The following is a 13357-nucleotide window of genomic DNA, read 5'->3' on the forward strand; positions in this document are numbered from 1 at the left end:
CTTTTAATTCCCTTCGAAAGTTCCGCCTACTTCGCAGGTATCAAAACCAGACGGAAACCTACATCCGTCTTACGCTCAGCAGAACCAAAAGCCTTCCGTGTGCTGGAGAAAAGCAATCCTGGCTCATAACCCTGCCATGAACCTCCGCGCACCACTTTACCGTTGTTCATCACATCCTCGCACCACTCCCAGACATTCCCGCCCAAGTCATAGATGCCATTCGGATTTGCCGGAAAACTCGCCACCGGTGAAGTGTGTTCGTAACGGTCATATGCGATGCGGTTCTCGTAATTGCCCGCCCCCGCCGGAGGCGGCCACGCATTGCCCCAAGGATAAACTCCCGTGATCTTGCGATCGCGCTCTGCCGGAGTGCCACCCGCCTCACCCGAAAGCAACGCCGCCGCGCTCCATTCTTGATCCGTCGGCAGGCGATACTTGTAACCGCTGATCAACGTCTCCTTGCCTTCCTTCTCCGTCAGCCATTTGCAGAACGCTTGTGCGTCATCCCAGCTCACATTCACCACCGGATCAGAAGTATCCTGCTTGAAGCCTGGGCTCTTCCAGCCCGTGCCGCCAGCATACTTGGAATCACGGATGAACGCATCGTAATCGCTATAACGAACTTCCCAGATGGCCACCATCGTCTGCCCCACGGGAACAAATTTGATGCCCAAGCTGTTGAACCATGGCTTGCCCGCCGTGAAACGTCGTGCGGCCAATGCTGCTGCCTGCGCCTTCTTCTCTGCCTCGATCCGTGCAGCCTCCTGCTGCGCCCTCGCTTCCGCCATCGCCTTCTCCTCGGCATCGCGCTTGGCCTTCTCTGCCGCCATCGCCATCTGACGTATCCTGTTCTCCTCCTGCAACGAAGCCATGCGCTTGGCCTCGGCTTCAGCCGCCTTGCGCTTCGCCTCAGTGTCTTCGGTCATCTTCTTCGCATTCGCGATGCGTTTGGCCTCATCATCCTTCAACTTTTGGGCTTCGGCCAGCATTTGCTTGGCCCGTTCTTCGGCGGCTTTTACCTTGGCCGCGCTCTCGGCCTCCGCTTTCTTGCTGGCCTCGGTGGCCTCAGTTGCCGCTTTCTTCTTCAGCAGCTCCGTCTGTTCTTGCAAAAGTTTCAACTCCTCTTCAGCCGCTTTGCGTTTGGCCTCCGCTTCAGCCGCCATCTTCTTTGCCGCTTCCGCCTGCTTGGCCTGTTCCGCTTTCAACTTTTCAGCATCAGCCTTGAGTTTCTTCTCCAGATCCTCGGCCTGTTTTCGCTTGGCCTCCAGATCGCGCTGCGCCTTGGCAGCCTCTTCTTCCAGTTTCTTTTTCTGATCGAGAGCCGCCTGGCTTGGCTGGGATGGTGTTTGCACGGCCACCACCACGGGATCCTTCTTCTTCATCTTCCCCGCCAGCACACCACCCACCGCCCCCACCAGCACAATCACCGCCACGGCGATGAACAAAGTCTTATTGCTGTTCGCTGCCGGCTGTGGAGCCGCCGCCGGCGCTTCTTGCATCTCCGCGCTCGGCGGCGCTTCCAGCTCCAGTCCTTCAACCAGCTTCGAGATGGATTGCGGACGCTGCGTAGGATCTTTAGCCAGACATGCGGCAATCGTCTCCTCCCACACGCGCGGGATCGGTTCGCCGATCACGCGCAGCTCCTTACGCCGATGCACCATCGGGGGCGGAACCTTTTGATTCACCTGCAATATCAGATCACCCGTGTAGAACGGCGGGCGGCTCGTCAGCAGTTCGTACATCGTGGAGCCCAGCTCGTAAATCTCATCCGTCAGCGTGTGTGGAGCTCCATTGGCCTTTTGCGGACTGATGTAAGAAAGATTCCGGTTCGCCACCCGGATCTCCGAAGTACGGCTGATGAAATCCACCAGCACCGAATTCAAGCCATAGTCAGCGATCTTCAGCTGTCCTTTTTGAGTCACCAGCAAATTCGTCGGCTTGATATTCCCATGCAGGATATGGGTTTCATTGTGGGCTTGTTCCAGCACTGTGCAAAGCTGCTGCAACATATCGGCCAGTTCCTGCGGCGCGAAACACTTGTTCTTCTTCTGTTCCCGCAATATCGCCAGCGTGTTGCCTTCGACATACTCCGTTGCCAGGGCCACCACGAGACCGTCTATCTCCACATCATATATCGCCACAAGTTGCGGCCCCTTGATCTCATCCTGTAACTTCTTGATCTCCCGCTTCAGATTCGCGACCGCAGAAGGATCCTCCTTGCCCATTACCGGCAGGAACTTTAACGCCACATCCCGGTTCTGCTTCTCATCCCAAGCCAGCCATGAAACTGAATACAGGCTGCGGCCGACGATCTTCATCAAGGTGTAGCGACCACCAAAAACCTTCTGCCCTTCGGACAGCTTGTTTATCGCTTCACCGAGATCGTACTGTTGATTTCCAGGAGCTGGAGTAGACATGTGTGTTCCTTAGAAGGTTCCGGGCACCTGCCACACGGTCCGGGAACTGCCTTCCGATGCGTTTCTAAACTCTTGGAGCAGAATGGGCAATCGAATTTTAAGCCCAGACCGACTCCCTTTATCGATTCTTTTCTGCTTCATTGCGGTTTCCTCAAAAAGGCGAGCAAATCCGCCATGGCCTGAATATCCATCACCGCCTCTAATCCTTCCGGCATCAGAGACAGTCCTGAACTGCGTAAACCCTTCAAACGGGAACGGCTTACCACCACTTCAGTGCCAGCCGCCGTCTTGATTGTTATGGCCGCTGGGGTCTCCGCGACCACCACCCCGTTCACTTCCTCCCCATCCGTCATTTCCGCCGTGTAAGCCGTGTAACGTTCTTCCATCACCTGATTCGGGTCTAATATGGACGTCAGTAAGGCATCTGTCGCCTTGCCTCCCACCATTCCCAAATCCGGCCCGATTTCCTGCCCCAAGCCTGCCAACCGATGACACGCGGCGCAATTCTGCTCAAAAAGCTGCTTCCCCTTGTCGCCTCGCCCTACTAACCGATCCGCCGCCAAGTATTTCTTCACCAGCGCTTGCCGGTCCTGATTGGTTGGCTTGAACAACTGCTCAGCCCGATGCTTCACCTCCAACGCTGGGAAGTTCAGCAACTGCTGCCTCTGCGCCGGAGTGATCTGAGCCATGGGAATCTTTCCCGCCTGCACACCATCCAGAAACGTCCCCAACCAATCACGCCGTCCCACGAACGCCTCAAACGCCAATCCACGCAACGCCGGACTTAGCGACGACCACGACGTCACCAACGTCTCCGCACCAGCCGAGCCATTGATGCGCCGCATCGCCAGCAAAGCCGCCTTTTGGATCGCTTGCGATTCCTGTGGCACCAACAGGCCGCTCAGTAATTTACTTTCCGCTTCCGCCGCACCCGCATCTTGCCCGCAAAGTTCTAACGCCACCAATCGCTCCGTCTCACTGGCATCTCGCTTCACCGCCAACTGCCTCGCCGAGACAAACGCCCGTGCAAACAAGTCCATCACTTCCTTTTCAGCGATAGTTAGTTGAAATTGGGCCCAAGAGACTTTGCGCTGGCGCAATCCTTCCAATGTTCCCGCCACAATACCCATCGTTGTGGGGCCTCGAACATTTCCCGATTCCTTTAACATTTTATTCAATGCTGTCGCATCGTGATTCACCGCCGCTGTTGCAAAAACTGCTCGCAAAACTGGTTCATTAGACGGCGATTGCTTCAAAAACACTCCCGCTACAGTTTCCACATGCTTAGGTAATGACGACATCAGTGCGATGCGCATGGAATTATTCTCAAAATCGCGCTTAACCAGCTCAGCCAGCACCACTCCACTATTTTCCATTTCCCCCAACGCAAACGCCAACTGATACCTCACCCGCACCGAATCATCCTTCACCAACGCACCCAGCTCTGATAATCCACTCGCACTCACATCCCCCGCCCTGCCCTCAGCCAGCTTCACCGCATACTCCCGCACCATCTCGTGCTGATCTTTCCATCCGGCCTTTAGCATCGCCAAATCCACCGCGCCCAATCCCTCTAACGTCCCCAACGCCTGCAACCGCACCTTCGCCGACTTATTCTCCATCATTATTTTCTTCAGCAACTCCACCGCTTCCTTATCCTGCCTCTGCACCAACAACCGCTGCACCGTATCCCGCTGCCACCCATTCGAACTGTCCATCGCTGCGACCAATTCCGCCGTGTTCAATTTGTCCAATCGCGGTACCACCCGCAGCTTCGCATTCTCCGGATACACGCGATAGATGCGTCCCTTGTCCTCACCCGCGCGTAAGTCCAATGCCTTCTGCGCCTCTGGTGAGATCCACTCCGGATGCTCCAGCACGAACCGGTAAAAATCCGCCACATACACCGCTCCATCTGGCCCCGTCTTGATCATCGTCGGGCGGAACCAATGATCTGTAGACGCCAGAAACTCCTTCTGCTCTTCACCTTTCGCCCGCTGGCTCGTGAAGCTCACTCCGCTCGGCGTCAGCACTTCGCGATGCACCACGTTATGCACCGGCTCACTCGCGAACACACTCGTCGCGAAGTCCGGTCCGAACAGGTCATCGCGATATGGCGATGGACTATTGCCCGAGGTCACATAGTTCATCGACTGCGGCTGATTCACGCGCGTCATCGGCTTGCTGATCGGATACACCCGCTTCGAGTCATTGTAATTTGCCAGGTAATTCCGCGTCTCTCGCACAGTCACCAACGGATTGCGCCCCAGATACTGCTCCGGGATATGATAATGCCACAGCCAGTTCGGATTATTGTTCCCGAACCAATTGCCCCAATCATCCCGCACTCGTCCATACTGAGTCTGCCCCGCCTGCGTCTCGAATTCCCCAGTGTCCGGCTTGAACCGGAAATCGCGCCGGTTGATATCCACCACCTTGCCCGTTATCTCTGATTTGATCTGTCCACCGCTATCGCCGTTCGCGCCATAGATCCAATTATCCAAACCCATCGCAAACCCGTTCACGCGATGCTGCTGGTTCCCTTCCTTGAAACCCGTGAACAGCACCTTGCGCACATCCGCTTTGCCATCGCCATCCGTATCCTCTGCATAAAACAAATCCGGCGCTGCAATCACCAATACACCTTTCCGCCAAGGCATCACGCCCGTAGGAAACGGCAGCTTATCGAGGAACACCGTCGCCTTGTCATAGCGTCCATCACCATTCGTATCCTCCAAATATTTCACATGCCCGCCCGGCGCACCTTTCCCATCCATGCCCAGAGGATAATCATTCATCTCCACCACCCACAGTTTGCCATCTTCACTCCACTCAAACGCCACCGGATCACGCACCAACGGCTCGCTCGCCACCAGCTCTATCTTAAATCCCGGTAACGTCTGGAACGTCTTCAATGCTTCCTCTGGCGATTTCGGCGGCGGCGTTTCCCAAGCCAGCAGTTGCTGATACGACCGCCGATCCACCACATCCGGCAACTGCGACGTATCCTCATTTTGTATCCACATGTGACCCGAATGAAACCAAGCGCCGTTATTCCTGAACTCACCACCGCGCACGATCATCGGTATCTCACCTGCTTCACCGCGCTTACCCGCACGCGATTGATACGACCACCCCGAGAGCCATCCCAACCTCGGCACTGGATTCGTCACATAAAGATTCAGCGAATACCGCTCCGCATTGGAAAAGATCACATCCTCAAACCCATCCTCATTGATATCCACGAACCGCAACCCATTGTCCTTCCCCTGCGCATCCACAATGGATGTCTCCCGCGGCAGATTAAAATCCCGGCGCTCCCAAGTCTTTTTGCCTTCGTTCCAGGAAAACACTGCATTCTGGGTCGCATTCCCCACGATCAATTCACAGCTCCCGTCCTTATCCACATCACGGAATCGCACACCGCGATCCACGCCCTTCGCTTTCGTGAACACCGCTTCCCCTTCCACTTGCAAGCCCGTCAGCAACGCCGGTTCACTCACCCAAGAATCCTCCCCAAAAGTGTAAACCTTCGTCTCAGTTTCACTCCGCACAAAACCCACCACCCTGTTTGGCTTACCCACAATGCCAAACCGCACACCCGTTTCCACTGAATTCCCTTTGCGATCCTTTGTTACCAACGGCGTGAAGAATCCTGTATTCACCCACACCTTGCTCTCCTTGTCCCATATGCGCGATGTGATGAAATCGTCATTCGCGATGACCACATCCTGATACCCGTCATTATTCAAATCGAGCAACCGCACGCCGTTGTCCTGCCCGTTTGCTGCGCGCAGCGGTTGATCCATCAGCAGATTCTTGTTCAATCGCTCTAGGCACTCCTTGAACGTCAGGAACTTCACCTTCTTCCCGTACGTCTTATGCGCGTAATCGATCAATTCAACAATCTGCGTATTCCGTATCCACCCATGCGGATGAAACACCAAGTTATACGTCCCTTGCTTGCGCACCGCGATGTCCATCGCCGCTTTCATATCCGCCAGCGTCTCGTCCTGGTTCGCTCCTCGCAGATTGAACGCCTCCCAATCACTCGGCACCGTCGGTGGAAACTCCCAACACAATTTCCCGATCACATACGGATACGGATAATCCTCAATCGTCGTCGAAAAAGATTTCAGACTCTTCTGCCCTTGCCGCACCGGTAGCTCCACCTTGTAGCGATAGAATCGTGATGAACCATCCGGCATCTCCACCAACTCCTTAGGTAACGATGCATCTTTCACCGTCGGGAAATTCATCACCGATGTATCGATCTGCAAGAAACGTCCATCCGCGCTCGTGCGATTGAATATCTCCGCATAGAAGCGCGGACTCGGCGTGTTCATCGAATCACAGCACGGCATGCGATACGCCACCGGCTTGTTCCCCAATATCTGCGAAAGCAGGTCCGTCCCCCCATGCACCGCATTCGTCGCTGTCTCAAACTTCCCGCCATTCAACAACGGACAAGGATGCGTGAGCGTATGCACCTCGATGGACAACCCCTCCTTCAACCACGACTGCAATAACGGATGCGTCGGCGTCACATTCACCGTGAGAATGCTCACCGGTGCCCGCCCATCGATCTCCTTTAACTTCTGCAAGATCGGACGCAAAAACGCCTCATACTTCTCCGGCTCCCGCATATCATCGATGCCCAGCGTGATCACCGCCTCAACGCCATCCTCACCCACCCATTGCGGCGTGATCAGCTTCGGAAACTCGCGATGCACATAAAACGGCTCCGACTCATCCAGATACGTGAACCGGTTCGCCGACGTCTCCGCCGCCGAAACCGAAATCCCCACCCCGCCAGCCACCAAAGCCAGCCACCCCATCAAAACAAAAGCATATCTACCTGGGTTCATGCCCCAAAACCCTATCTTAACTAAGTAAACGAACCAACCCCATTCGTCACCAATCATGGTGGGGCAAAGCTGCCGCTTTGCCCTAACTTCGGTCTTCACCACCGAACTCATAAATTGAACCGGCCCTGGAAAAACACCATTCGCCATGTCCTCAATTGGATCATTCCAGACTTTATAGACTTGAGGGTAATAGTCAGCCCTAGCGCCGGTAAGGATGACTTCCACGCCGTCCCAAGCCCTTTCCGCAACCGCTCTACCAAACCTCATCGGCAGCCCCATCTCCCAAAAACCATTTGCTCGCTTATCATTCATCACGCTTACCCTCTCACCTAATCCCATTCCCCGTTACCCCAATCTCGCTATTCCCCACTATTCTCGGGAAAAATCTCATATCCATGCCGTCACCCTACCCCGATCCGCTCTCATTCCGTGAGCCCTATATGCACTACATGCGTTATATGGAACCAAAATCATCCATTTCCCAATGTTGGCTATCGGCTATTCGCCTATTGGCTATTTTCCCATATCTTCTCCTTAACTCTCTATGTTCGATGTTTCCCTCTCCCCATTCGTCATTGATTGCCGGTTCCTTCGTTATTTGCGTTTCGTCATTCGTCATTTATTTTCCTCATCAGCGTTATCCGTGTTCAATCCGTGGCTAAAAATCCCCTCATAAACCTACATCGCCTCCGCGAGATTCTTCCATTGGACAACCGCCTCTCTGTGCTAAGCTTCCTCACGTGACCACGCTGTTGCCGAAAAGACTTAGCCTTTTGCTGACACTCGTTGCTGCCCATCTGGCAGGCAACACCTTCGCCGCTGCCCCAGCCAAGATCGATTATCAGCGCGATGTCCGGCCCATTCTCTCAGGCACTTGCTTCAAATGCCACGGCCCTGATGAAGGCACCCGCAAAGGCGGCCTGCGTCTCGACCTCCGCGATGAAGCCCTGAAACCCGCCAAGTCCGGTGAACGCGCCATCGTCCCTGGCAAGATCAAGGAAAGCGAACTCATCACCCGCGTCCTCACCACCGATGAAGACGACGTGATGCCCCCACCCTCCGCCAAGCATCCGCTCACCGACGCACAGAAAGAGATACTCAAACAATGGGTCGCTCAAGGTGCCGAATACCAACCACACTGGTCTTTCATCGCCCCCAAGCAATCTCCATTACCTCGCGTCAAAGACCGCAAATGGTCCCGCAACCCTATCGATAACTTCATCCTCGCCCGCCTCGAACAGGAAAAGCTGAAGCCATCTAAGGAAGCCGACCGCTACACACTCATCCGCCGCGTTTACCTCGATCTCATCGGTCTCCCACCCTCGCCGGAGCAAGTCGATGCGTTCGTAAAAGATAAATCTCCGAAAGCCTACGAGAAGGTCGTCGATGAACTTCTCGCCTCACCTCACTACGGCGAACGCTGGGCGCGTCGCTGGCTCGACCTCGCTCGCTACGCCGATACGAACGGCTACGAGAAAGATCGCCCCCGCTCCATCTGGCCATACCGCGATTGGGTCATCAACGCCCTCAATGCCGACATGCCTTTCGATGAATTCACCATCGAGCAGATCGCTGGCGACATGCTCCCGAATGCTACCATGGATCAACTCGTCGCCACCGGTTTCCATCGTAACACCATGTTGAACGAGGAAGGCGGCATCGACCCTCTCGAGTTTCGCTTCTACGCCACTGTTGATCGCATCGCCACCACCGGCACCACGTGGCTCGGACTCACTATCGGTTGCGCCCAATGCCACACGCATAAATACGACCCCATCACGCACACTGAGTATTACCAGATGATGTCGTTCCTCAATAACGCGAACGAACCCGATCAAGACCTCCCCGACACCAAGATCGACCAGCAACGCAAAGACCACGCAGCCAAACTCGCCACGATGGTTTCCGGCCTCGCCGAGAAATTCCCTATCACCAACAAAGCCGCCTCCGATGACCGCCCTGCCGCCATTATCCGCGAAGAACTCATCGAGAAAGGCTTCGCTGAATGGCTCAAAGTCGAACGCAACCGCACTGTTGGTTGGCAGGTGCTGAAACCTGCCACGTTAAAAGCCAATCTCGCCCTGCTCACCTTGCAGGAAGACAACTCCATCTTCGCCACCGGCGACCAATCTAAAGCCGACACTTATGAACTCACCTATAAGCTTCCCAAAGGCACCACCGCACTCCGTCTCGAAGCTATCCCAGATAAACGCCTCCCCGCTCACGGCCCCGGCGCGACCTTCTACGAAGGTCCGAAAGGCGATTTCTTCCTCAGCGAATTCACCGCCACGGCGAACGGCCAACCGCTGAAGTTCAGCGATGCCACCCACAGCTTCGGCAAACCCGGCATCGGTCGCGGCACCGCCACAGCGAAGAACTGCATCGATGGCGATCAACAATCCGGCTGGTCCGTAAATGGTGGCCAAGGCGAACGCCACATCGCCGTCTTCAATTTCGAAAAGCCGCTCGAAGCCGATAGCGAGGTGAAGATCGCCATGCTCTTCGAGAAACACTACGCCGCCCCGCTCGGCCGCTTCCGCCTCTCCGCAACGACTGCGTCCACGAAAGCTGAAGCCCGCGACTTCGCCGAAAACATTGACTCACTTCTGCTCAAATCCGATGACGCACTCACCAAAGAAAATCGCACCGCTTTGCGCCAACTCTATCTCTTGAACGCCCCCGAACTCGCCGCGCATCGCACCGAGATCGACAAGCTCCGCCGCTCCGAACCCGATTTCCCGACAACACTCGTCATGCGCGAACGTCCCGCGACCAATCCACGCGCCACCTTCCGCTACCATCGCGGCGAATTCCTACAACCCAAGGAACCCGTCACACCCGGCGTCATCAGCGTATTGCATAAGCTACCCGCTGATCAAAAACGCGATCGTCTCACCTTCGCTCGCTGGCTCGTCTCCACGGAAAACCCCCTCGTCGGTCGCGTGACCGTGAATCGCCACTGGGCCGCGTTCTTCGGTCGCGGTCTCGTCCGCACCACCGAGGACTTCGGCCTCCAAGGCGAACTCCCCACGCACCCTGCCCTGCTCGATTGGCTCGCCGTGGAATTCGAAAAACAAGGCTGGTCCATGAAAAAGCTCCACCGCCTCATCGTCACCAGCGCAACGTATCGCCAAGACTCCACCGTCACACCACAACTTCTCGCGAAGGACGCCGAAAACAAACTGCTCGCCCACGGCCCACGCGTGCGCCTTGAGGCCGAGCAGATCCGAGACTCCGTGCTGAAAGTCTCCGGCCTGCTTTCATCGAAGCTCGGCGGCCCCAGCGTCTACCCGCCGCAGCCCGCCAGCGTCACCTCGGAAGGTACCTACGGCAAACTCTCCTGGACCACCAGCACCGGTGAAGACCGGTATCGTCGCGGCCTCTACACCTTCACGAAACGCACCGCGCCCTACGCCATGTTCAACACCTTCGACGCTCCCAGCGGCGAAGCATGTGTCGCCCGTCGCGATGTCTCCAACACTCCGCTCCAAGCGCTCACGCTCCTGAACGACACCGTCTTCCTCGAAGCCGCCCAAGCCCTCGGCCGCGATTGGGCCAAGGAAACTGGCAGCGTTGAAACCAAGCTCCAAAAACTCTTCCAACGCTGCCTCACTCGTTCCGCCACCAGCGAAGAGATCACTCGTTTGAAAAACTTCTACGATACCCAACGCGCCCGACTCGAAGCCAAAGAACTGAACGCCACCGAACTCAGCGGCAACAAAGACGGCACCGTGGAACAAGCCGCATGGACGATCGTAGCCCGCGCCCTGATAAACTTGGATGAAATGGTGACGAAACAGTGAAGAACCAAACTCAGCTCGAATGTTTAAGCTGCTTAGTGACCTTAGACATGAGACCTGAAACCTGAGACTGAAAATGAACTGCCAATCTTATCTGCAACAGCGCGAACATCCCGACCTCGTCTCGCGCCGCTGGTTCTTCAAGGAATGCGGCGTCGGCCTCGGCAAGCTCGCCCTCGCCGGTCTGCTCACGAATTCCTTCACGCGCAACGCCCTCGCGCAGCAAGCTACCAACCCGCTCGCGCCCAAGCTTCCGCATTTCAAACCCAAGGCCAAACGCGTCATCCACCTCTTCATGGCCGGGGCCCCCAGCCAGCTCGACCTCTTCGATTACAAGCCCAAGCTCGTGCAGTATGAAGGCAAGCCCATCCCGCCCGAAGTCATCGGTGGCCAACGCTACGCCTTCATCCGCCCTGATGCTGCCGTGATGGCCCCACGCTTCAAATTCGCCAAGCACGGCCAGAGCGGCGCTGAAATCTCAGAAGCATTACCGCATCTCGGCCAGATCGTGGACGACATCTGCATGGTGAAGTCCGTGCACACGGATCAGTTCAATCACGCCCCCGCGCAGATTTTCCTGAACACCGGTTTCTCGCAACCCGGTCGCCCCAGCCTCGGTTCTTGGGTCACCTATGGACTTGGTTCCGAGAGCCAGGACTTGCCCGCTTATGTCGTCATGTCCACCGGCAGCGGCATCAGCGGCGGCTCGGCGAATTGGTCCAGCGGCTTCCTCCCCACCGTTTACACCGGTGTACGTTTCCGCAATGAGGGCGACCCCATCCTGAACGTTTCCAGCCCGAAAGGTGTGGACGCCAAATTACAGCGCGATTCCCTCGACCTCGTCGCTGAGATGAACCGCCAACGCCTCGGCACTGCGGGCGATCCCGAGATCGCCACCCGCATGGCTTCCTATGAGATGGCCTATCGCCTCCAATCCTCCGCACCCGAGTTGATGAATCTGAAAGGCGAGAGCAAAGCCACGTTGGAAAGCTACGGTTGCGATCCAGACAAACCCTCCTTCGCCCGCGCCTGTCTCCTCGCCCGCCGCATGATCGAACGCGGCGTCCGTTTCGTGAACATCTATCACGAAGGCTGGGACGCCCATAGCGATGTCGTGGGTAATCACAAAAAGAATTGCGAAGCCACCGACCAAGCCTCTGCCGCGCTCGTGAAAGACCTGAAAGAACGCGGCCTTCTAGACGACACCCTCGTCATCTGGGGCGGTGAATTCGGTCGCACCCCCATGGTGGAGACGAACGCCTCCCTCGGTCGCAGCATGGGCCGCGATCACCATCCGCAGGCCTACACGATGTGGCTCGCCGGTGGCGGCGTGAAGTCCGGTCTCACCTACGGAGCCACTGACGAACTCGGCTTCCATGTTGTGGACAAACCCGTCCACACGCACGATCTGCAGGCCACCATCTTGCACTTGCTCGGCTTCGATCACGAACGCCTCACCTTCACGCATCAAGGACGCCAGTTCCGTCTCACCGATGTCCACGGCCACGTCGTGAAGGATTTGCTCGCATAAAACCAATCCTGCGCAAATCCTCTCTGCGTGTCAGAGAATGTTGTATCGGATTGGTTGATCTTGGATTCAGGCGCCTGCGCTCCCGCAGAGAACATGGCGTTGGATGAAACCTTGCTGGAGCAAGTTGACAGCTTGGGCAAACCCGTCCTGCGCTTCTACGGCTGGACTGAACCCGCCGCCACCTTCGGCTATTTTCAGAAATACGCCGAGGTCGAAATCATGACCGGCCTGCGCCCGCTTATCCGTCGTCCCACCGGCGGTGGACTCGTGCCACACAAGAACGACTGGACCTACAGCGCTGCCTTCCCGCCCGGCCACGAATGGTATCAGTTGAAGGCAGAAGACAGCTACCGCCGCATCCACGAATGGATCCGTGACGCCTTCACCCAACTCGGCCTGAACACCGAACTCTCCCCCTGCTGCCAGAAAGACCTGCCTGGCCAATGCTTCATCGGTGCCGAAAAATACGACCTCCTTCATGGCGGCAAAAAAATCGCCGGAGCCGCCCAGCGCCGCAACAAACACGGCCTACTTATCCAAGGCTCTGTCCAACCCCCACCGTCCAAAATCACCCGCGACCAATGGCAACACGCGATGAAATCCATCTCCGAAAAATTCTGGTCAGTGAATTGGAAATCCCTCTCCGTTGATCAAGCCATCTCCACTTCCATCAACAAGCTCACCGCTGAAAAATACCATCAGGAAAGTTACAATCAAAAACGGTGAACGCCGCAGAAAGAA

Annotated in this window: 5 protein-coding genes; 3 read left to right on the plus strand and 2 right to left on the minus strand. The window is 56.4% G+C overall.

Going from position 1 to position 13357, the window contains the following annotated elements:
• Positions 1-26 precede the first annotated feature (26 nt).
• Positions 27-2417, minus strand: coding sequence for an SUMF1/EgtB/PvdO family nonheme iron enzyme (locus VGH19_19910; GenBank protein HEY1173641.1), 2391 nt, complete (start codon positions 2415-2417; stop codon positions 27-29).
• Positions 2418-2554: 137 nt separating this feature from the next.
• A complete protein-coding gene (locus VGH19_19915; protein ID HEY1173642.1) occupies positions 2555-7285 on the minus strand; it encodes a PVC-type heme-binding CxxCH protein in 4731 nt (1576 codons plus the stop codon).
• A gap of 740 nt (positions 7286-8025) precedes the next feature.
• Here VGH19_19915 and VGH19_19920 point away from each other — a divergent pair.
• The 3 genes from VGH19_19920 to VGH19_19930 all read left to right on the plus strand — a co-directional run bounded on the left by VGH19_19920 (position 8026) and on the right by VGH19_19930 (position 13342).
• The gene (locus tag VGH19_19920) at positions 8026-11088 is read left to right on the plus strand and encodes a PSD1 and planctomycete cytochrome C domain-containing protein (protein HEY1173643.1); all 3063 of its coding nucleotides are present in this window, start codon (positions 8026-8028) and stop codon (positions 11086-11088) included.
• A 73-nt stretch (positions 11089-11161) separates the two neighbouring features.
• On the plus strand, positions 11162-12616 hold the full coding sequence (locus tag VGH19_19925; protein ID HEY1173644.1) for a DUF1501 domain-containing protein: 1455 nt from the start codon (positions 11162-11164) through the stop codon (positions 12614-12616).
• 27 nt (positions 12617-12643) lie between these two features.
• Complete coding sequence (locus tag VGH19_19930) at positions 12644-13342, plus strand: hypothetical protein (GenBank protein HEY1173645.1); 699 nt, start codon at positions 12644-12646, stop codon at positions 13340-13342.
• Positions 13343-13357: the final 15 nt, after the last annotated feature.

The sequence above is a fragment of the Verrucomicrobiia bacterium genome (genome assembly GCA_036405135.1).
GTDB lineage: Bacteria > Verrucomicrobiota > Verrucomicrobiia > Limisphaerales > JAEYXS01 > JAEYXS01.